General features: G+C 58.6%; 21 protein-coding genes. 10 read left to right on the top strand and 11 right to left on the bottom strand.

Going from position 1 to position 18959, the window contains the following annotated elements:
• Positions 1–99: 99 nt before the first annotated feature.
• Positions 100–471, bottom strand: a complete 372-nt coding sequence (locus ABJZ52_RS01445) for a response regulator (RefSeq protein ID WP_192107687.1) — start codon at positions 469–471, stop codon at positions 100–102.
• 142 nt (positions 472–613) lie between these two features.
• Here ABJZ52_RS01445 and ABJZ52_RS01440 point away from each other — a divergent pair, with 142 nt between their 5' ends.
• The 3 genes from ABJZ52_RS01440 to ABJZ52_RS01430 are packed head-to-tail and all read left to right on the top strand — an operon-like array spanning position 614 to position 2942.
• The gene (locus ABJZ52_RS01440) at positions 614–913 is read left to right on the top strand and encodes a DUF3572 domain-containing protein (protein ID WP_246541520.1); all 300 of its coding nucleotides are present in this window, start codon (positions 614–616) and stop codon (positions 911–913) included.
• Positions 906–1577: a hypothetical protein gene (locus ABJZ52_RS01435; protein ID WP_348183816.1), complete on the top strand. Its 672-nt coding sequence runs from the start codon at positions 906–908 to the stop codon at positions 1575–1577. Before ABJZ52_RS01440 ends, ABJZ52_RS01435 begins: the two co-directional genes overlap by 8 nt.
• A 48-nt stretch (positions 1578–1625) precedes the next feature.
• Positions 1626–2942 (top strand): DNA polymerase IV, encoded by a 1317-nt coding sequence (locus ABJZ52_RS01430; protein WP_348190524.1) that lies wholly within the window; start codon positions 1626–1628, stop codon positions 2940–2942.
• 30 nt (positions 2943–2972) lie between these two features.
• On the opposite strand, the gene ABJZ52_RS01425 is transcribed toward ABJZ52_RS01430, so the two are convergent.
• Positions 2973–3827 (bottom strand): cell envelope integrity EipB family protein, encoded by an 855-nt coding sequence (locus ABJZ52_RS01425; protein WP_348190521.1) that lies wholly within the window; start codon positions 3825–3827, stop codon positions 2973–2975.
• A gap of 236 nt (positions 3828–4063) precedes the next feature.
• On the opposite strand from ABJZ52_RS01425, the gene ABJZ52_RS01420 reads away from it, so the two are divergent.
• From ABJZ52_RS01420 to ABJZ52_RS01405, 4 genes are all read left to right on the top strand, one after another.
• On the top strand, positions 4064–4528 hold the full coding sequence (locus ABJZ52_RS01420) for a RidA family protein (RefSeq protein ID WP_153768679.1): 465 nt from the start codon (positions 4064–4066) through the stop codon (positions 4526–4528).
• A 98-nt stretch (positions 4529–4626) separates the two neighbouring features.
• On the top strand, positions 4627–5385 hold the full coding sequence (locus ABJZ52_RS01415) for a glycerophosphodiester phosphodiesterase family protein (protein WP_348190518.1): 759 nt from the start codon (positions 4627–4629) through the stop codon (positions 5383–5385).
• Between the two features lie 100 nt (positions 5386–5485).
• Positions 5486–6775, top strand: coding sequence for a GNAT family N-acetyltransferase (locus tag ABJZ52_RS01410; protein WP_348190515.1), 1290 nt, complete (start codon positions 5486–5488; stop codon positions 6773–6775).
• A 245-nt stretch (positions 6776–7020) separates the two neighbouring features.
• Positions 7021–7449 carry an HIT family protein gene (locus ABJZ52_RS01405; protein ID WP_348190512.1) on the top strand — a complete coding sequence of 143 codons (429 nt, stop codon included), beginning with the start codon at positions 7021–7023 and terminating at the stop codon, positions 7447–7449.
• 54 nt (positions 7450–7503) lie between these two features.
• Here ABJZ52_RS01405 and ABJZ52_RS01400 read toward each other — a convergent pair whose 3' ends face one another.
• The 3 genes from ABJZ52_RS01400 to ABJZ52_RS01390 all read right to left on the bottom strand — a co-directional run bounded on the left by ABJZ52_RS01400 (position 7504) and on the right by ABJZ52_RS01390 (position 9433).
• Positions 7504–7818 (bottom strand): AzlD domain-containing protein, encoded by a 315-nt coding sequence (locus tag ABJZ52_RS01400; RefSeq protein ID WP_348199804.1) that lies wholly within the window; start codon positions 7816–7818, stop codon positions 7504–7506.
• Between the two features lie 26 nt (positions 7819–7844).
• Positions 7845–8603, bottom strand: a complete 759-nt coding sequence (locus ABJZ52_RS01395; protein WP_348185118.1) for an AzlC family ABC transporter permease — start codon at positions 8601–8603, stop codon at positions 7845–7847.
• A gap of 125 nt (positions 8604–8728) precedes the next feature.
• Positions 8729–9433: an SDR family oxidoreductase gene (locus tag ABJZ52_RS01390; RefSeq protein ID WP_348185120.1), complete on the bottom strand. Its 705-nt coding sequence runs from the start codon at positions 9431–9433 to the stop codon at positions 8729–8731.
• 127 nt (positions 9434–9560) lie between these two features.
• Between ABJZ52_RS01390 and ABJZ52_RS01385 the strand changes: the two genes are divergently transcribed.
• Entirely contained in the window at positions 9561–10451 is an 891-nt protein-coding gene (locus tag ABJZ52_RS01385) for a LysR substrate-binding domain-containing protein (protein WP_348185122.1), read from the top strand.
• Positions 10452–10517: 66 nt separating this feature from the next.
• On the opposite strand, the gene clpA is transcribed toward ABJZ52_RS01385, so the two are convergent.
• From clpA to ABJZ52_RS01370, 3 genes are all read right to left on the bottom strand, one after another.
• A complete protein-coding gene (gene clpA / locus ABJZ52_RS01380; RefSeq protein ID WP_348185124.1) occupies positions 10518–12974 on the bottom strand; it encodes an ATP-dependent Clp protease ATP-binding subunit ClpA in 2457 nt (818 codons plus the stop codon).
• 12 nt (positions 12975–12986) lie between these two features.
• Positions 12987–13313, bottom strand: a complete 327-nt coding sequence (gene clpS, locus ABJZ52_RS01375) for an ATP-dependent Clp protease adapter ClpS (protein ID WP_348185126.1) — start codon at positions 13311–13313, stop codon at positions 12987–12989.
• A 381-nt stretch (positions 13314–13694) separates the two neighbouring features.
• A complete protein-coding gene (locus tag ABJZ52_RS01370) occupies positions 13695–14027 on the bottom strand; it encodes a phasin family protein (protein WP_153768670.1) in 333 nt (110 codons plus the stop codon).
• A gap of 614 nt (positions 14028–14641) precedes the next feature.
• Here ABJZ52_RS01370 and ABJZ52_RS01365 point away from each other — a divergent pair.
• Positions 14642–16069 carry a D-alanyl-D-alanine carboxypeptidase gene (locus tag ABJZ52_RS01365; protein ID WP_348185128.1) on the top strand — a complete coding sequence of 476 codons (1428 nt, stop codon included), beginning with the start codon at positions 14642–14644 and terminating at the stop codon, positions 16067–16069.
• A gap of 17 nt (positions 16070–16086) precedes the next feature.
• Here ABJZ52_RS01365 and ABJZ52_RS01360 read toward each other — a convergent pair whose 3' ends face one another.
• The 3 genes from ABJZ52_RS01360 to ABJZ52_RS01350 form a co-directional block, all read right to left on the bottom strand.
• Positions 16087–16788, bottom strand: a complete 702-nt coding sequence (locus ABJZ52_RS01360) for a DnaJ domain-containing protein (RefSeq protein ID WP_348185130.1) — start codon at positions 16786–16788, stop codon at positions 16087–16089.
• 4 nt (positions 16789–16792) lie between these two features.
• Positions 16793–17572, bottom strand: coding sequence for a VWA domain-containing protein (locus tag ABJZ52_RS01355; RefSeq protein ID WP_348185132.1), 780 nt, complete (start codon positions 17570–17572; stop codon positions 16793–16795).
• Between the two features lie 84 nt (positions 17573–17656).
• A complete protein-coding gene (locus ABJZ52_RS01350) occupies positions 17657–18292 on the bottom strand; it encodes a DUF2306 domain-containing protein (RefSeq protein ID WP_348185134.1) in 636 nt (211 codons plus the stop codon).
• A gap of 51 nt (positions 18293–18343) precedes the next feature.
• On the opposite strand from ABJZ52_RS01350, the gene ABJZ52_RS01345 reads away from it, so the two are divergent.
• Positions 18344–18958, top strand: a complete 615-nt coding sequence (locus tag ABJZ52_RS01345) for a TetR/AcrR family transcriptional regulator (protein ID WP_348185136.1) — start codon at positions 18344–18346, stop codon at positions 18956–18958.
• Position 18959: the final 1 nt, after the last annotated feature.

Below are 18959 nucleotides of genomic sequence, written 5' to 3'. Positions count from 1 at the left end.
CGTAACCTTAATGTGAATCCGAAATTCATTCACCCTCTCCGCCAAAGGAGAGCCTCAAAGCCGAAGAACATGGAAATCGCCCAGATCCGCACCCCCCTCTCAGGCGTCGCCGAGGTAGGAGCGAACTGTCTCCAGGAAACGCGCGACAGAGATCGGCTTGGAAATATAGGCCTCGCAGCCGCCCTGGCGGATCCGCTCCTCGTCACCCTTCATCGCGAAGGCGGTGACGGCAATCACCGGAATCGTGCGAAGATCGTCGTCTTCCTTGATCCACTTGGTGACCTCAAGCCCCGAAACCTCCGGCAGCTGGATATCCATCAGGATCAGGTCGGGACGATGGGCGCGAGCAAGCTCAAGCGCCTCTATCCCCGTTCTCGTTTGCAGCGTATCATAGCCGTGCGCTTCAAGCAGATCATGAAACAGCTTCATGTTCAGCTCGTTGTCTTCCACGATCAGCACGGTTTTCGCCATTGCTCGGCCCTTTAGATCCGGCATCAAGCCGGTAATTTGTCACTTGAATGCACACCGCTGCCATTCGGCAGTGGAACACGCCCCCACACCACAGTAGCTTCCCTTTTAGCGTGGAATCGTTTCGGAAAGGCAAAAATTCGCAATGAATGGACGTTCACCATCCTCGATGACCTTTGACAAGGCTCAGGAAATCGCGACGGAAGCGCTTTTGCACCTGACCCGCGAGCCCGAACAGGTCGGACGCTTTCTGGCCGTCTCCGGAATTGGACCCGAATTGATTCGGGAAGCAGCAGAAGAACCCGGCTTTCTCGCTGGTGTCCTGGAGTTCTACATGATGGATGAGGCCCTGCTTCTCAGCTACTGCGAGAATTCCGGCGTCCGCCCGACAATGATTGCCGCCGCACGCTTCGCCCTGGCCGGAGACCCTGCCGACTATGCCTGAGCCACAGACCGCCTCCCGCCATGTTCTCGACCAGATTGCCGCCCTGCCCGCTTCGGACCGGCCTCTGGTAATCTGCGACGTTGATGAAGTCATCCTCCACCTCATCAGCCATCTCGAACGCTACCTGACGGCCAACGACCTGATCTTTCTGCGTCACAGTTACAGGTTCCATGGCAACATCGCGCGAATGGGAGACGAGGCCCCACTTTCCAATGACGATGTGCGTCGGCATCTTGTTCGCTTCTTCGATGAGGAGAGCCACCGCCAGGAGATGGTTGAAGGTGCAGACACTGGTCTTGCCAGGATCTCGGAAAGTCACGAGGTATTGCTGCTGACAAACCTTCCCGGGGCCCACAACAAACCGATCCGGGAAACTCTACTTGCCGGCTTTGGCATCAACTATCCGGTTCTGACGAACTCCGGCCCCAAGGGCGGCGCGGTGGCAGCGCTTTCCGCGGGACGGCCGGCGCCGGTCATCTTCATTGACGACAGTCCAACCAATCATACCTCCGTCAATGCAAGCCTGCCGTCGGCGACCCTGATCCAGTTCATTGCCGATGACCGCTTTCGAGCCAATGTCACGCCGGAACCGCACATCGACTTGCTGACCGGCAACTGGGACGAGACAGCAAGCTTCATTGCCGCTACGCTGCAGGCGAGCTGAGCGCGGAGCATCTCCGTATCAGCCGCCCGCTTCTTGGACACACAGCCGATGCCCCAGGACGCTCAAACGCCCCCTGCCTCGAAAGCCCTTTGCCGGGACTGTGGCGCGCGCCCGGCCATCGCGCGCGCCCGCTGTCCGTCCTGCGGCAGCCCAAGGCTCTTGAAGCATCCCGAGCTGGACCAACTCACCATCGCCCACATCGACTGCGATGCCTTTTATGCGTCGGTCGAGAAGCGCGACAACCCGGAGCTGCGGGACCTGCCTGTGATCGTCGGCGGGGGCCAACGCGGCGTTGTCTCGACCTGTTGCTATATCGCCAGGATCTATGGCGTTCGCTCGGCCATGCCTATGTTCAAGGCCATGGAGGCTTGCCCGGACGCGGTTGTCGTCAAGCCGAATATGGACAAATACGCCAAGGTCGGGCGCGAGGTCCGCGAGCGCATGCGCGCTCTGACGCCGCTCGTCGAACCGATCTCCATCGATGAAGCCTTTCTGGATCTGACTGGCACGGAGCGATTGCATCACGCGACAGCAGCCGAAACCCTTGCCGCTTTCATTCGCGATCTCGAAGAGGACATCGGCATCAGCGCGTCCGTCGGCCTGGCACCCAACAAGTTTCTGGCCAAGCTGGCATCGGATCTGGAAAAGCCACGCGGCTTTTCGGTGATCGGCCAGGCCGAGGCCAAGACATTTCTCGCAGACAAGCCCGTGGGCATGATCTGGGGTGTCGGCAAGGTATTTCAAAAAACGCTGGCTGCGGACGGCATCGAAACCATCGGGCAACTTCAGACCATGGACGGCACTGACCTTGCGCGGCGCTACGGCGCCATGGGTCTGCGCATGGCCAGGCTCTGCCAGGGAGAAGATGACCGTACCGTCACCCCGTCACGAGGCGCAAAGAGCGTCAGCAACGAAACGACCTTCAACACCGACATTTCCAGCTTCGACAAGCTTCGGCCAATCCTTCTGGACTTGTCGGAAAAAGTCTCGCGACGCCTGAAAAAAGAAGAGATCTCGGGGCGCACCGTGACCTTGAAACTCAAGACCAATGAGTTCAAGAGCATCACCCGCGCCCGCCAGCTACAGGATCCAACCCAGCTGGCAGATCGCATTTTCCGAGCCGGGGTCGATCTGCTCGAGAAGGAGACCGATGGTCGGCGTTTCCGCCTGATCGGCATCGGCGTCAGTGATCTGGGCAAATCGGAACAAGCCGATCCTCAGGACCTTCTGGATGAAGGCGCGGGCCGGCGAAAACAGGCCGAACTGGCGATGGACACATTGCGCGACAAGTTCGGCAAGGACGCGGTCGAACGCGGTCTTCTCCACGAAGCCCGGCTCAACAAGCCAGCCAAACCGGGTTCCTGACTGACGGCCCAACAACCGGCAGATCTTGCATCAGTTGGTGCAGGACGCCTCTTCATAAAGCTCCAGGTCCCGCAGGGATCCCTTGATGACAAAATCCCCATAGTCGAGCGACATGCGGCGACTGATACCGTTTTCATAGAGCAGGAAGGAAAGCTGATAGACAGGAAGCTGCTCTCCACCATCGGTTACCGAGGGATCGAAATAGGCGATCGTCACGGGCCAATGGGTCACTTGCGGCACCTCGACAGCTGAGGCATCCGAAGATCCTTTCACCGGGATCCGCTCCAGCCGCGGCTCGCCAATGACCGTCGTGGTCTGGTAGATCTTGTCGCCGGTTTCTGAGCCATCATAGACTTCGGACACAAGAAAGCTCTCACCGTCTTTCGCCGCCTCGATGATCGTTCTCAAATGCACGGTCGGAAACAGCGTCGACTGATCGATCTCGAACGCGCGCTCTTCCGGCTCTTTCAAGTCTACGCTCTTGGCGCCATCAAGATCTTTCGCCGTCCCGCGCGTGGCTTCCACCAGCTTCTGATCCACGTAGGTCTTGGACAAGAACTGGTAGCTGTCCCCATCGCCGCTTTCGTGGGACGATGTGCGCAGGTCTGTCACCTGGGAACCACCCTCAACACTCTGAAAGCGGGTGACGAAGCGAAAACTGATGCTGTAGCCATCACAGGCGCTGCCTGAAAAGTCATAGACCATCAGCCCGGACAGGGAAGCAATGCCGGAGCGTTCCTCCGCTTCACCCAACTCCATGTCATAGATTGCGCGATGCGGCGCAAGACCGAGGCCCGGCGCGGCGGTTGCAGCAAAGCTTCCCGTCAAAACAAGGGCGGCTTGCAGAGAGGCCACGTAAATCAAGTTTCCGGCCCTGAGCTGCATCAACGTCTCCCGTCCGCATAATTCAAGCCTGCCGGTGCAGGCGCATGAGCTGATCATGACTTTAGGCACTTCCCCGGCGCACCGCCAGACCTGCAGTGCAACAATCCGCTGATCTGGATAAAATAGCGCACCTTACGCAGCACGGGACCACCTCCCGGTGCCGGTTTTGCCCTTGCAGCCGCCCTTCATTTACGCCAAGAACTTGTCAGATTTGATCTTTCCGGAGCCTTCACACCATGAGCCAGACCATCGAAAGCCGCCTTGCAGACCTGGGTGTCACACTGCCCTCGCCATCGGCACCGGCCGCCAACTACGTGCCCTACGTCCTGACCGGCAATCAGCTGTTCATTTCCGGCCAGCTGCCGATGGGACCAGAGGGCCTCGAATATGTCGGCAAGGTCGGCGGAGATCTTTCGGTCAAGGACGGCAAGTCTGCTGCTCGCCTGTGCGCGATCAATCTTCTCGCCCAGGCCAAGGCAGCCACGGGAGACCTGGAAAAGATCGCCCGGCTCGTGAAGATCGTCGGCTTCGTCAATTCGGACGGTGATTTCGCCCAGCAGCCTCAGGTGATCAACGGCGCGTCCGACTTTCTGGTCGAGGCCATGGGCGACAAGGGCCGCCACGCCCGCTCAGCCGTAAGCGCCGCCTCCCTGCCCTTCGGCGCCGGGGTCGAGATCGAAGCGATCTTCGAAATAGCCTGACTGCCCAATCGTCTGATCAAGACATTTTCTGCAACACTTACGACATGACGGGCGGCTAGACAGGCCGCCCGAACTCTTCTTCCCGAGGCCCTAGATCCATGACCAAGGTTTCCGAGCTGCTGGCGCGGCCAATCGCCCATCGCGGGTTTCATGATGCAGACAACGGCTGCATCGAAAACACGCCTTCCGCGATCCGTGCAGCTGTCGAGCGCAATTTCGCCATCGAGGTCGATGTGCAGGAAACCGCCGACGGCGAGGCGCTGGTCTATCACGATTACACTCTGGACCGGCTTGTGCAGGCAAAAGGTCCAGTGATCGAAAAGACCTCGGCCGAACTGGTCAAACTGCCCATGCAGACGGGCGCGGACAATCTCTGGCTGCTGCAGGATCTGTTTGATCTCGTCGCTGGAAAGGTGCCGCTAGTCATCGAGATCAAGTCGCGGCTGGTTCCTGGCGCCCAGGCCGATTTCGTGCGCCGCGTTGTCGAGCAGGTCGAAGCCTATGACGGCCCGGCCTGCATCAAGACCTTCGACCCCGACATGCTGTCAATTGCAAAGGCACATCGCCCAGAGGTGCTGCGCGGGATCGTTGCCGATGCCGCACGGCCCGAGGGCGACTTCCTCCGCTTTTCCCGGATGGACCGCTTCATCTTGCGCAACATGCTTCATGTTCCGCGCACACGCCCGCACTTCATTTCCTACGGCATCCGCGACCTGCCCAGCCCGGCACCCGGTTTTTGGCGCAAGTTCTTCGGCCTGCCCGTCATGACCTGGACGGTCCGGACCGAAAGCCAGCGCCTGCGCGCAGCCAAATACGCCGATCAGATCGTCTTTGAAGGCTTCGACCCCGACGCCTGAACCCGATTTGCGGCAGCGGCAATCGTCCCGGCGCCCTTGCAGCGCAGCATCGACGCACTACAGTAAGGAACATGACGCTCGTTACCCGAAGGCCCGCCTGATGTCCGCATCCCAGACCCCGGACGACCAAGCCGCCACGCTTCGCATTCTGTCATCCCTTGCTGATGTTCCAGAGGCCGTCTGGGACAGCGTTGCCAACCCAGGCTGGACGAAAAGCGCTGTCGGTTCCGTCCAGCGCGACGAAGCTTATGAGACACAGCGGCAATTGCTGGAAACCGTGTCCGAAGGCACCGAGAGCCTGCCCGAACCGCCCGCCTATAATCCGTTCCTGTCGCATGCCTTCCTGCAAGCGCTGGAGGAATCGGGCTGTGCGACGGCGCAGACCGGCTGGATGCCGCGTCATCTGCTTTTGGAAGGCGGCGATGGTGAAGTCTGGGGTGCTGTGCCGGCCTATCTCAAAAGCCACAGCCAGGGCGAATATGTCTTCGATCACGGCTGGGCGGATGCCTTCCTGCGCGCCGGCGGCGACTACTATCCAAAGCTGCAGATTTCAGTTCCCTTTACACCGGCCACTGGGCGGCGCTTCCTCCTGTCCCCGACCATCCATCGCGAAAGCGGCCTGAACGCCTTGGCCACCGGGCTGGTTGAAGTCTGCAAACGCAGCGGAGCCTCATCGACCCACGCCACTTTCGTGACAAAATCGGAGTGGGATGCACTTGGCAAAATCGGTTACCTGCAACGCACCGATCAGCAGTTTCATTTCGAAAACCCCGGCTACGCGAGCTTCGATGACTTTCTCGGCGCCCTCGCCTCGCGCAAGCGCAAGGCCATCAAGAAGGAGCGCCGTGATGCTGTCAGCTCAGGCATCGAGATCGAACAGGTCACCGGCAAGGATCTGACCGAAGCCCATTGGGACGCGTTTTACGCCTTCTATATGGACACAGGCAGCCGCAAATGGGGACGTCCCTATCTCAATCGGCAGTTCTTTTCGCTGATCGGCGAGCGCTTGGCAGATCAGATACTTCTTGTCATGGCCAAGCGAGAAGGACGCTACATCGCCGGTGCGCTCAACTTCATCGGCTCAGACACGCTCTTCGGGCGCAACTGGGGCTGCACCGAGCATCATCCCTTCCTGCACTTCGAGCTCTGCTATTATCAGGCCATCGATTTTGCCATTGAGCGCAAGCTCGCCCGCGTCGAAGCCGGCGCCCAGGGCGCACACAAACTGGCCCGTGGCTATCTTCCGACAACGACCTATTCGGCGCACTGGATTGCCCATGAAGGCCTCAGTGAAGCCGTCGCTGACTACCTTGAACGCGAACGCCGCGCGATCAGCATGGAAAACGAGGAGCTGGCCGAGCACGCGCCTTTCAGGAAGCCCGAGAGCTAGAATCATTTCCTCAACCACCGCCCGTAAACTGTTGCTCCGTCTAAATTTATTGCATCCGTTGAATCATTTTATGAAGTATGCAGAAGCCGCATTTTCTGCTGAACAGGCGCTTGACGCAGAACCCGTGGCGCACGACCGCAAACGATCTGGACACGTGAAAAGCTGCTTGCACCGCAGCCCACCGACTGGATAGTGTCGCCGCAAATCCGGCGAGCATAATTTCGCCCCCACATGAGGAAAAGCCGATGTCCGCGCCCGCCTATGACGACCAGAATGTTTTCGCCAAGATCATGCGCGGCGAGATTCCAAGCCACAAGATCTACGAGGACGACAAGACACTGGTGATCATGGACATCATGCCCCGCGGCGACGGGCATGTCCTGGTGATCCCGAAGCCCCCGTCCCGCAACATTCTGGACATTGCAACCGAGGACCTGAACGCAGTGATGGCGACGGTGCAGAAGATGGCCCGCGCCGTGATCAAGGCTTTCGATGCAGATGGAACCACCGTCCAGCAGTTCTCGGAACCAGCTGGCGGTCAGGTCGTGTTCCACACCCATGTCCATGTGATTCCGCGTTTTGAAGGCGTTGCGCTTCGCCCCCACACAGGCGAAATGGCCGACAATGACGTCCTTGCCGCCAACGCGGAAAAAATCCGCGCCGCACTGGCTTAAGGCCCAGAAGGGAGCCTGCCTGCAAGCCGGGCCGGCTTCCCCGATCCGGCTTGATCAGAGCCTCTCCAACAAGAGCCAACCGGTGATCAGAATGACCTCTCCTGACACCACACCGACGACAACTTTTTGCCGACTGGCGAAAAACGCTGCAAAGCCGCCGAGCGCAGCCAGGACCCGCAGCCAGACAGGCGTCACCTCCAGTGCGCCCGTGGGAAACAGGATCAGCTTTGCGATCACGCCCGCGACCAGGGCCGTTGCGACGGCGCGCACCCAGATCAGCAGCTCGCTGTCTTCGCGCAGCTTGCCGCCGGCAAAAACGCCAATCCAACGCCAGATGTCCGTTGCGATCCAGCCCGCAACGATGATCATCACATAAGTCCACCACCAGGGATCGCTCACAGCAGCCCCCTGCGCATGTAGCGCGTGATGAGATAGGCGATGGTGCCCCCGACAAGCCCGGTCCACAAAAGGTCAAGGCCCGGCGCATAGAGATAGAAGAACGGCCCCAGGATCAGGCCGACGATCATCGCGGCCTTGTCCGCGGAAAGTTTCGACGCGCTCCAGAGCGAACAGACGAAATAGATGGGCGTCAGGAGAAACAGCGCGCCGGACAGCACCGGCGGCATGCGCTCCACCATCAGATAGGCCACGCCGGTCATGCAGAAAACAAAACTGGTGAGCGCAGTGCCGAAACCTGCAAAAAACGGCAGACGGCCTTCCCTCGGCAGATCCGGCAAGTTGCGCATACCATAGACCCAGGCGGTCACGGCCACGAAATGCGAGATGTAAAGCAGCTGCCAGCGTTTGGTTTTTCCCTCGACCTTGACCATGGGGATCAGGGCCATGGTCATGGGCATCAAACGCACCGAGGCCAAGGCGACAGCAATTGCCGCAGGGACCAGGCCAACGCCCGATGAAATCGCGCCGGTCAGGACCACGATGGAGGGCAAGGCCCAGACCAGACCGGTCATCATCAGGGTTTCAGGCAGGGAGAGACCACTTCCACGCGCCAATCCGGCATAGCCGACAAAGGCTGCCGTCAGAATCAAGGCGGGAATGGAGATCGCAGCCCGAGCGCCCCGCGCCATCCAGATCCGGCCGGGCACAGGTGCATCGTGATCCTCTGGCGTGCTGATATCTTGATGATCTGGCATGTCTGGCGGACTCGGGGGTCAGCAATTAGGAAGGAGCCCTTACTAATCCCGGAACCCCCGACCTGTCAAATGGCCAACCTCCCCGAGGCAAGCTTCGCCAGCCTCGGATTTGGGATCCCGGGCACCTAGACCGAATGGGTCAGACCACCATCCACGCGGATGTTCTGACCGGTGATATAGCCAGCCCCTTCGCTCGCCAGATAGGCAATCAACGACGACACTTCCCCGGCCTTGCCATAGCGCCCCATGGGGATCCGCGCCTTGCGGTCCGCAGTCTCAGGCAGACTATCAATAAACCCGGGAAGAACGTTGTTCATCCTGACGTTCTCGGCCGCATGCTTGTCGGCAAAGAGCTTGGTGAAGCTGGCGAGCCCTGCCCGAAAGACACCCGAGGTCGGAAAAAGGGGATCCGGCTCAAAGGCAGCGAAGGTGGAAATATTGAGGATCGTCCCTCCCCCCTGCTTTGCCATGATCGGCGCAACAAGCCGCGACGGGCGAATGACATTCATCAGATAGACCTCAAGCCCCATGTGCCAGTCCTCGTCGGAGATCTCCATGACCGGTCCCTTCGGCCCATGACCGGCAGAATTCACCAGTACGTCAATCCGGCCCCAGCGCTCCATGGCACCATCGACCAGCTTTTGCAGCGCGTCCGGATCGAGATTGGAGCCGGTAACACCGAAACCACCAAGCTCGTTGCCAAGCGCCTCGCCCTTGCCCGAGGAGGACAGGACGCCGACCGCGAACCCCTCCTCCGCAAGCCGCCGCGCCGCGTCCGCCCCCATGCCACTGCCACCGGCCGTGATCAGTGCAACCTTTGCAGTACTCATGATTTGCCTCCTGTTGAACCTGACCTCAGCCTAGAACTGCCAGAAAGCGTTGACCAATCATCCCTCATGCAGCAAGACTATAGAAAATCTACTGGGTAGACATTTTCACTCGGATGAAAAGCCAACCATGAGCAAGCCAAGCCTCAACAAGTTGCGGGCCTTTGACGCCGCGGGAGAGCACTTGAATTTTCGTCTCGCGGCCGAAGCACTCAACCTGACCCAGGGCGCGGTCGCTCAGCAAGTCCGCGCCCTTGAAGAAGAACTGGGTCTTCCGCTGTTTGATCGACTGCCGCGCGGACTTCGTCTGACGGATGCTGGCGCGCACTATCATGCAGCTGTTGCTCAAGCGCTTGCGATTATTGATAGAGCCACAGAAAATCTCAAACCGGGCGTCCCTCGGGTTACCATCAGCCTGCCGCCGTCTCTCGCCTCGAAATGGCTGGTTCCGCGTCTGCCCCGATTTCAGGATCTTCATCCTGACATCGAAATAGCCACCGTGGCGACCGAACGGCTGGCGAATTTCAAGACCGACGACATCGATCTTGCCATCCGCATCGGCACTCCCCCTTTCAAGGCCCTTCAGCACCGACACCTGAGCGCCATGCGCCTATGCGCCGTCTGCTCTCCAGGCTATGGCGCAACAATAGACCCGATAGAAAACCTATCGAATTTAAAAGACATCCGGCTTCTGCAAGATGGTCATGACACATGGGAAGCTGCACTTGGCGAAAGCCGGATTGCAAATGGCATCAGGATCCTGAAATTCAACCACTCCGGGCTTGCCATCGACGCGGCCCTGGACGGCCAGGGCATTGCTCTGGTGCCCGAGATTCTCGTGAGCGAGGAAATCCGCAGAAAGCGGCTTGTGGTCGTGCCAATGACAGAAGCCCTGCCCGCCAGCGACAAGAGCTACCACCTGGTTTTCCCTCAGGCGGCCCAGCGACATGCGCCGGCCCGCGAGGCCGTAATCGACTGGATCGTCAGTGAGTTTCAAAGCGGCGTTTCCAGCGTCGCGTAAACGGGCGCGCATGGAAAAAGGGGCACCAATTGGCGCCCCTTTCGCATCCCATATGTCTTTTGGCACCTAGTCGGCCAATGGCACTTTCGGAACCAGGCTCTTTTTGGGCCCGGACTTGTCACCAGAGGATTTCGGCCCAGCCTTGGTTTCGGCCTTCGCCTTGGGTGCGGCCGGCTTGCGGCGACGCTTTGGTTTGGCCGCAGGTTTGGCTTTGGACTTGGGCGGGGTCGGCGCTCTTTCCTCGAGGGATTCAAGCAGAAGGCCGGCCTTGTCCTCGGAGACAGAGACCTTGACCATGCCGCCCTTCTTGAGCTTGCCGAACAGCACCTCATCGGCCAACGGCCGTTTGATGTGCTCCTGGATCACCCGGCCAAGCGGCCTTGCGCCCATCGCGTCGTCGTAGCCCTTCTCTGCCAGCCATTCGGTCGCGCCTTCGGTCAACTCGAAGGTCACACCGCGGTCGGCCAGCTGGACTTCCAGCTGCATGACGAATTTTTCGACGACCTTGTAGACGACATCCTTCGGCAGGTTTCCGAAAGGAATGACTGCGTCCAGACGGTTGCGGAACTCCGGCGTGAACAGCTTGTTGATCGCTTCCGCGTCGTCGCCTTCCCGCTTCAGGCGGTTGAAGCCGACCGGAGACTTGGCCATATCGGCCGCGCCCGCATTGGTGGTCATGATCAGGATCACATTGCGGAAATCGACCTGCTTGCCGTTGTGATCGGTCAGCTTGCCGTGGTCCATAACCTGCAAGAGGATATTGAACAGATCCGGGTGCGCCTTCTCGATCTCATCCAGCAGCAGCACACAATGAGGATGCTGATCAACGCCGTCGGTCAGCAAGCCACCCTGGTCGAAACCGACATAGCCTGGAGGCGCGCCGATCAGTCGCGACACCGTGTGCCGCTCCATGTACTCGGACATGTCGAATCGAATGAGTTCAACACCGAGCGACGACGCCAGCTGGCGCGCTACCTCGGTCTTGCCCACACCGGTGGGACCGGAGAACAGATAGCTGCCGATTGGCTTGTCCGGCTCACGCAGACCTGCACGGGCCAGCTTGATCGCCGACGCCAGCGTCTCGATCGGCTTGTCCTGACCGTAGACAACCCGTTTCAGATCAGCGCCGAGCCCGGAAAGCACTTCGGCATCGTCCTTCGATACGGTTTTCGGCGGAATCCGGGCCATCGTCGCAATGGTGTTCTCAATTTCCTTGACGCCGATGGTCTTGCGGCGACGTGTTTCCGGCAGCAGCATCTGCGAGGCGCCTGTCTCATCGAGCACATCGATCGCCTTGTCCGGCAGCTTCCGGTCGGAAATGTATTTCGCCGACAATTCCACCGCTGTCCGGATCGCATCATTGGTGAAGCGCACCTTGTGGAAGTCTTCGAAATACGGCTTCAAGCCCTTGAGGATATCGATCGCGTCGGGGATCGACGGCTCGTTCACGTCGATCTTCTGGAAGCGACGGACAAGCGCGCGGTCCTTCTCGAAGAACTGCCGATATTCCTTGTAGGTGGTCGAGCCAATGCAGCGGATCGCTCCGGACGCCAGCGCAGGCTTCAGGAGGTTCGACGCATCCATCGCACCGCCCGAGGTCGCACCAGCTCCGATGATCGTGTGGATCTCGTCGATGAACATCACCGCGCCGGGAAATTCCTCGATTTCCTTCATCACCTGTTTCAGGCGCTCTTCAAAATCACCGCGGTAGCGGGTGCCCGCGAGAAGCGCGCCCATGTCGAGAGAGAAAATGGTCGCTTCTTTCAGCACCTCGGGAACATCGCCGTTGACGATCCGATAGGCCAGTCCCTCGGCTATGGCAGTCTTGCCAACGCCCGGGTCGCCAACGAACAGAGGATTGTTCTTGGAGCGGCGGCACAGGATCTGGATGGTTCGCGAAATCTCGCTGTCACGACCGATCAACGGGTCAATCTTGCCCTTGTCCGCCTTGTCATTCAGGTTGATGCAATAGGCTTCCAGCGCGTCCGACTTGGCCTTGGACTTGCCTTCCTGGCCTTCGCCGCCCTGGATGGTATCGTCCTCCTCTTCGGAGGCATCCATCGGCCGGGTCTCGGACAGGCCCGGGCGCTTTGCAATCCCGTGAGAGATATAGTTGACCGCGTCGTAGCGGGTCATGTCCTGATCCTGCAGGAAGTAGGCAGCGTGGCTTTCCCGCTCCGCAAAGATCGCAACAAGCACATTCGCGCCGGTCACTTCTTCGCGGCCGGAGGACTGCACGTGAATAACGGCGCGTTGAATCACCCTCTGGAAACCGGCGGTCGGTTTTGAGTCCTCGTCGCCTTCAGTCACCAGATTTTCAAGCTCGGTTTCCAGATACTCGACGAGACTGCGCCGGATCGTATCCATGTCCACGTTGCACGCACGCATCACCGCCGCCGCATCCTGGTCATCCAGAAGGGCCAACAGCAAATGTTCGAGGGTCGCATACTCCTGCTGGCGCTCATTGGCAAAAGCCAGCGCCTGGTGGAGTGCTTTTTCGAGACTACGAGAAAATGACGGCACGTGTGATATCCTTCACTTCTTCTCCATAACGCACTGCAGCGGATGCTGGTGCTTACGGGCGAAATCCATGACTTGCGTCACTTTTGTCTCAGCGACCTCGTAGGAATAAATCCCACACTCCCCAACGCCGTGATGGTGAACATGGAGCATGATCCGGGTCGCCTCTTCCCTATTCTTCTGGAAGAAACTTTCCACGACGTGAATCACGAACTCCATCGGCGTGTAGTCGTCATTGAGAAGCAGCACCCGATACAGACTCGGGCGCTTGGTAACCGTCTTGGTTCTGGTGACGACGACGGTTCCCGTGTCGCCATCGTCAAAGTCAGCCCCACCAGCCATTTCCAAGCTCATCGTCCTCAAATCAGTCAGTCAACTCCAGCTTACCAATCGCAGCGGCCGAGTAAAAGCCTCATCCAACGGCAGATCGGAATTTTGACTCAAAGCCAAATCGGACCTTAACGGCAGCCGGGAAAGTAAGCCGGAAACGTACATTTGCGACCTTGCGCGAACCAAGACACAAACAGACAAAAAAGTGAGCGCAGCCTTGGTGGCCCGCCTTCGCTAAGGATGTAGGTCTCAAAAAATGAATTTAAAGGGCACCAAACCAGCGACAGTGGCACCATGCAAAAACCTGAAATAAAAAAGAAAACCCGGCTCTTTCAAGCCGGGCTTCATCAAAATCGGTCTCGCCAGGGTTCCATGGCGAACGCGTAAGGTCGCTTACTTGGACATCTTGCCCATGACGCCTTCGAAAGGCTTGTAAACGTCCTTGGACATGTCGGTGTACATTTCACCAAGCTTTGTCATTTCACCGACGAAACCTTCATAAGCCGTTTTGAAGTACTCGGACTGGGCCTCGAAGGCCTTGTCCAGGGACTTGGAAGCAGCAACTTTTTCCACAGCCGCAGAGCCTTCTTCGAAAGACTTCTTCTGGTAATCGGCAACTTCAGCCGCAATCGCCTGCATGCTCTTGGAGACGGATCCGAGGCTTTCCATGGCAAGATCCATGTTCTCTTTGCCGAGCTTCTGCATATCTTCGAAATTGTTCATCATTTTCCTGCCCTCGCTCTATCGACCTTGCAGTGCCCAAAACATGCGCCGCATCAGGCCACCGCGGTCGATCGCATCAAGAGTTGACCTAACGGGAGCAATATCTCGCACCGCACAACATATGTCAATATTTTTTTGCACTGCAATATCGCGCATAAGCTGCATATCAAAAAACAACACTATAAACAGCAACTAAAAGAAAATACAAAAAACCATCGAATTTTATAAAACACGAATACTTGACACGGCATCCTTTTAATAAACAAGTAATTAAATAAAACAATGAATACGAGAAATTAGACATCATTCATATTTAATGAATGCGCAAATATGCATTTTTAATAATGTTTACCGTTCATTAATACTAACTTTAAGCTAATCTTTTTTGAGCTTTCGAGCATTTTCATTTACTCATTCGTAACCGCGTTTCCATCAGATTGATCATCAAATCATCGGCAATCGAACGGGTTTCGCTCTTACAAGCAGACTGACCTGGGGATTGATTGCCGCATATAGCGTGACCCAAAATGGGATTAGTAACTGTGTTTGGTATGCGTCTCCTCCGCGCCGTACGAAATCGAGCTCCCTGGTTCAGGACTGTGGCAACTGCCGGGCTGATGGCTGCAATGGCAGTGCCGGCTGCAGCGAATTCGAAATACGCCGGCATCGTCGTCGATGCGAAAACCGGCAAGACCCTCTATTCGTCTTCTGCCGATGCCTACCGCTATCCAGCCTCCCTCACCAAGATCATGACGCTCTATGTTCTTTTTGAAGAGATGGAAGCAGGACGGTATTCGCTGAACTCGAAGCTCAAGGTGTCGAAATACGCCGCTGGACGACCGCCGACCAAACTGGGCCTGAAGCCCGGGTCCACCATCAAGGTCAAGGACGCCATCCTCGGGCTCGTGACAAAATCGGCGAATGACGCATCGACGGTCATTGCCGAGAGCATCTCTGGCTCCGAGCGCAAGTTCGCCGAGCGCATGACCCGGACGGCACGACAGCTCGGCATGTCCAAGACAACGTTCCGCAACCCTCACGGGCTTCCCAATTCCAAGCAGCGCACGACCGCACGTGACATGGCGACGCTGGGACGGGCCATCGAGGAGCGCTTTCCGAAGTACTACAAATATTTCGAAACACGGTCCTTTACCTACAAGGGTCGCCGCTACGGCAACCACAACAAGCTGCTCGGTAAAATCAAGGGCGTCGACGGCATCAAGACCGGCTACACCCGCGCATCCGGCTTCAACTTGACCGCTTCCGTCAAACGCGATGGGCGCCATATCGTTGCCGTCGTCATGGGCGGCAGGACCGGCAATTCCCGAAACGCCCAGATGATCAAGCTGATCAACCGCTACCTCAAGAAGGCCAGCCGTGGACCGAAGACGGCCCCTGCCCTTGTTTCTCGCGGTGGAGTGCCAGCATTCCGCGCTGCAGATCTCAAGGTTGCGCCCCTTCCCACCCTCAAGCCTGGCAGTCAGGCTCCTGTAGCGACCGGCGCTCCTGTGGTTCTGGCACTCGCCAAGCCGGACGAGCCAAAGAATGATCCGACACATCTGGTGACCGGAACCATCCCTGTCCCACCGAAAATGGTGAAGAGCCGGATGGCAAGCACCTTCGCGGTGGCAGGTCTGGCCCCAGCTCCCAAGCAAGCCCCGGCGGCTGACCTCGTCCGCGCGCCTGCAACCGCAGAACCGGTCGTAACCATGGTGAATGTGGCCCCCGTGCCTCAGCAAATGCCGGAAAAGGTTGCAGACACGGTAACAGTCGCGACCAGCGACACTCCTGACCGGGCCCCGGGCTGGCAGGTGCAGATCGCTGCGGCTGAAAGTGAGACCGGCGCGATCGAGATGCTTAAAAAGGCAAAGTCCCGCACCGGAAAGGCTCTACGCAAGCGCGTGCCTTACACAGAACCGGTCGAGGCGAATGGCCAGACCCTTTACCGCGCAAGGTTCGTCGGTTTCGAAACCAAGACCGCCGCCTTGGGCGCCTGCAAGACCCTGAAGAAGGCGAAATTCGCCTGCTATGCCATCTACCAGTAAAAGCGTAACGGATATCCTCAATGTCTTCCGAGAAGCCTGTCCTTAGCCTCGTTGAGTTTAGCAGCCAGGAAAGCGGTGCCCCCATGATCGGGGTGCAGGCGCTTCATGAGCCTGCGGTGCGCAGCTCTAATTTCCGCGTCCCCGGCATCGGGCGAAAGCCCCAGGACCTCGTAGGCCTCCTGATCTGTCATGGCGCCCGAGCTCGCCGCGCGTCCCTGCCGCTCTGCTCCATCCGCCTGGAAGTCTTCTCGCCAGCCGGAAAGCCTGCGGTCGAGGTAAGCTTCGACTAGGGATCGGCTCTGGCCATCGGCCGCCGTTTCCTGCCAGAAGGCCTTGAGATCCTCGTCGTCGAGGTCATCAAGACTATGCCCGTCGAATTGACCGGCAAGAACGATCCCGCGCATGGCGCCACTGTCATGGTCAAGTTCCATCTCGACCATGGCGGCTCTCACCTTGGATATCTGGCCGCCGCTCGGCCGGCCACCGCCCCGTCCTCCCGGTGAATTCCGCATTCCCAGCAACGTAAGACCGAATCCGGCAGCGCCAATGGCAAAGCCGAAACGGCCGGTCACGGCTAAAAGAGCGGCAAGCAAAAGAAGTCCAACTCCGCCAGCCGTTTTCAACTGGCGCGCAAGATCTGCGGGATTGGCTCGGACGAACCCATTGCCGGCCAGAACAAGAAACGCGAGCACGGCCAGGCCCAAAATCAGATAAATCATCCACCTACTTCATTTGTTCGATCAGCAACCGCGCACCAGCGTCGCCACGTCTTTCCAGCGCCAGAAGCGCGTCTCGTCCGCCCGATGCATAGACTGCAACAGCCTTCAAAAGCGCTGCAAGCTGCCGGGCGGCCCCCGCGTCGAATGACCCATAGGCACCGTTGGTCAGCCGCGCAATCTCTCGAAAGGCCTGTTCGGCCACCGGATCATTCCCCTCCTGGAACAGGAACATCGGTACGCCGAGCAGCCCGAGTTCGCCAGCCCGTGCACAAAGCTCGTCCACATCCTCTTCCATGCAGTCGCCGACATAGACGATCGCCGAAATCTTGTCCCCGCGGGCTTCCTTGAGGCCGGACGCCAGCACCTTGCGGATCTGTGTCCGCCCTCCCTGGCAGGCGATCCGCGACATGGCCTTCGCCATTTCGTCGCCATGACTGAACCATCTTGAGGACTTGCATTCGCCAAAGCCCCGAAAATAGACAAGCTTGATTTCCAGTCCGGCGATCTTGTCGGCCTCGCGAAACATGTCTGCCTGGATATGGCAGGCCTGATCCCAGGTCGGCTGACGGCTCATCGTCGCATCGAGCGCAAAAATCAGACGGCCACTGGTTTGAGTGCGCGTCGCAACAGATTCGAGGGATTTTGCCTGCTCCAGAAAGGCTGCCACCTCTGCAGCGCCTGAAACCGGCGTCACTGCCGCCTCCGCACGGGCCGTCTCAAGGTGAGATCCCTGTTGCCTGCGGCCCTGTTGCCTGCAGTCTGTCGTGGGCGGTCGCCCTGCCATCTAGCTCTCCTGCCTAAGCGTCCTGTCGTCCCCCGAACTTGGGTCCAAAGGTTCTGCTTGGCAAGCCGCATTACAATTCGAGCGTCAGGCGATCGGCGTAACGCGCTGGTTCATCCTGTTGCCACTGCGAAGATAGATCTCCGCCGCAATCAGATTGGGAACCCAGCTTAGCCAGGCAATCGCCGTGTAGGCCGGATCAAACGGAAGCCCGAAAACCATGGACAACGGCAGATAGATCCGCAAGGTCACGGCAGCGAAGGTCAGCGCGGCAGAGCGGATCATCCAGCGCCGATGCAGTAAAAGATCGCGTTTCCAGCCGGTCCAGAACCCGAGTCCGGTAACTATCAGCCAGATGACACCGAGAAGCGCAAATCCGGCAGCCGCGACCGGTCCCGACTGCGTCGTGGTCGCCAATTGCAGGGCAGCAACACCAGAAAGCATGATGAGAAGCACATAGATGCGCCCTCCCCATCTGTGCAACCTCGGATAGCGCTTTCGCAACCGGCTACTCAGCTGAACCGGCAAGAGAGCGAGCGTCAGCGGAGCGACTGCAATATGCGCATGGAGAAACCAGCGATTGCCAGGCAGATGATAGGCAAGGAATTCCATTGAGGTCGGCACGCCAAGCAGCAGGAATCGGTAGGAGACCAAGGCCACAAGAATGCAGAGAATTGCCGCCATCCAGGCAAGAACCGTAACTGAGCGTGAACCTTTGGACATGCGCCTCCCCCTCAACTTGACAATGTCAAGTTGAGTTGTAGACTCTCCTTCATGATCGATTCCAAAACACCTTGCGGAGCAAAACCTCCCAGACGCCGGGACGGCTCACTGCGTAAAGACCTCGTCGAGGCCGGAATTTCCATTCTGCGAGAAAAGGGTATCGAGGGGCTGAGCCTGCGCGAATGTGCGGCAAGGGCTGGCGTTTCGCACGCTGCTCCCGCCTATCACTTCAAGAACTTGACCGGGCTCTACACGGCAATTTCGGCGCGCAGTTTCGAGCTCTTCTCAGAGTCCATGGACGCGAAACGTCAGAAAGCGGGACAAGACCCGCGAGACCAGCTGCTGGCGATCTGCGAAGGCTATCTGGACTTTGCCGTCGGACATCGCGAGCTGTTCCTGTTCATGTTTTCGGGTCAGGACATGGACCCGCAGAACCGGGATTTCGACACGGTCTCCTCGAGGGCCTATCAGATACTGAGTGAAACTTGCGCCCCGTTTGTCGAGGCTGGAACCGACCCGGAAGAGATCGAACTTCTCATCTGGTCACTGGTGCACGGCTACACCCATTTGGCGATGGTCAACAAAAAGCGCCCGAAACGCACCGGTGCGCCCCTGCCCCTTCTGCGCGACCTGCTCAAGCATCTCGATTTCCGCAGCAGGACATGAT

It is taken from the genome of Roseibium sp. (genome assembly GCF_039982295.1).
Taxonomy (GTDB): Bacteria; Pseudomonadota; Alphaproteobacteria; order Rhizobiales; family Stappiaceae; genus Roseibium.
The sequence above is the reverse complement of the archived record's forward strand: the minus strand, read 5'-3'. Positions and strand labels throughout refer to the sequence as shown.

Coding starts and splice junctions, on each gene's coding strand:
- ABJZ52_RS01370 (WP_153768670.1), bottom strand. CDS start 14,027: ATGATGAACAATTTCGAAGATATGCAGAAGCTCGGCAAAGAGAACATG.
- ABJZ52_RS01440 (WP_246541520.1), top strand. CDS start 614: ATGAATGGACGTTCACCATCCTCGATGACCTTTGACAAGGCTCAGGAA.
- ABJZ52_RS01385 (WP_348185122.1), top strand. CDS start 9,561: ATGAGCAAGCCAAGCCTCAACAAGTTGCGGGCCTTTGACGCCGCGGGA.
- clpS (WP_348185126.1), bottom strand. CDS start 13,313: ATGGCTGGTGGGGCTGACTTTGACGATGGCGACACGGGAACCGTCGTC.
- ABJZ52_RS01415 (WP_348190518.1), top strand. CDS start 4,627: ATGACCAAGGTTTCCGAGCTGCTGGCGCGGCCAATCGCCCATCGCGGG.
- ABJZ52_RS01350 (WP_348185134.1), bottom strand. CDS start 18,292: ATGTCCAAAGGTTCACGCTCAGTTACGGTTCTTGCCTGGATGGCGGCA.
- ABJZ52_RS01405 (WP_348190512.1), top strand. CDS start 7,021: ATGTCCGCGCCCGCCTATGACGACCAGAATGTTTTCGCCAAGATCATG.
- ABJZ52_RS01420 (WP_153768679.1), top strand. CDS start 4,064: ATGAGCCAGACCATCGAAAGCCGCCTTGCAGACCTGGGTGTCACACTG.
- ABJZ52_RS01400 (WP_348199804.1), bottom strand. CDS start 7,818: ATGATCATCGTTGCGGGCTGGATCGCAACGGACATCTGGCGTTGGATT.
- ABJZ52_RS01365 (WP_348185128.1), top strand. CDS start 14,642: ATGGCTGCAATGGCAGTGCCGGCTGCAGCGAATTCGAAATACGCCGGC.
- ABJZ52_RS01410 (WP_348190515.1), top strand. CDS start 5,486: ATGTCCGCATCCCAGACCCCGGACGACCAAGCCGCCACGCTTCGCATT.
- ABJZ52_RS01390 (WP_348185120.1), bottom strand. CDS start 9,433: ATGAGTACTGCAAAGGTTGCACTGATCACGGCCGGTGGCAGTGGCATG.
- ABJZ52_RS01395 (WP_348185118.1), bottom strand. CDS start 8,603: ATGCCAGATCATCAAGATATCAGCACGCCAGAGGATCACGATGCACCT.
- ABJZ52_RS01355 (WP_348185132.1), bottom strand. CDS start 17,572: ATGGCAGGGCGACCGCCCACGACAGACTGCAGGCAACAGGGCCGCAGG.
- ABJZ52_RS01425 (WP_348190521.1), bottom strand. CDS start 3,827: ATGCAGCTCAGGGCCGGAAACTTGATTTACGTGGCCTCTCTGCAAGCC.
- ABJZ52_RS01445 (WP_192107687.1), bottom strand. CDS start 471: ATGGCGAAAACCGTGCTGATCGTGGAAGACAACGAGCTGAACATGAAG.
- ABJZ52_RS01345 (WP_348185136.1), top strand. CDS start 18,344: ATGATCGATTCCAAAACACCTTGCGGAGCAAAACCTCCCAGACGCCGG.
- ABJZ52_RS01430 (WP_348190524.1), top strand. CDS start 1,626: ATGCCCCAGGACGCTCAAACGCCCCCTGCCTCGAAAGCCCTTTGCCGG.
- ABJZ52_RS01435 (WP_348183816.1), top strand. CDS start 906: ATGCCTGAGCCACAGACCGCCTCCCGCCATGTTCTCGACCAGATTGCC.
- ABJZ52_RS01360 (WP_348185130.1), bottom strand. CDS start 16,788: ATGATTTATCTGATTTTGGGCCTGGCCGTGCTCGCGTTTCTTGTTCTG.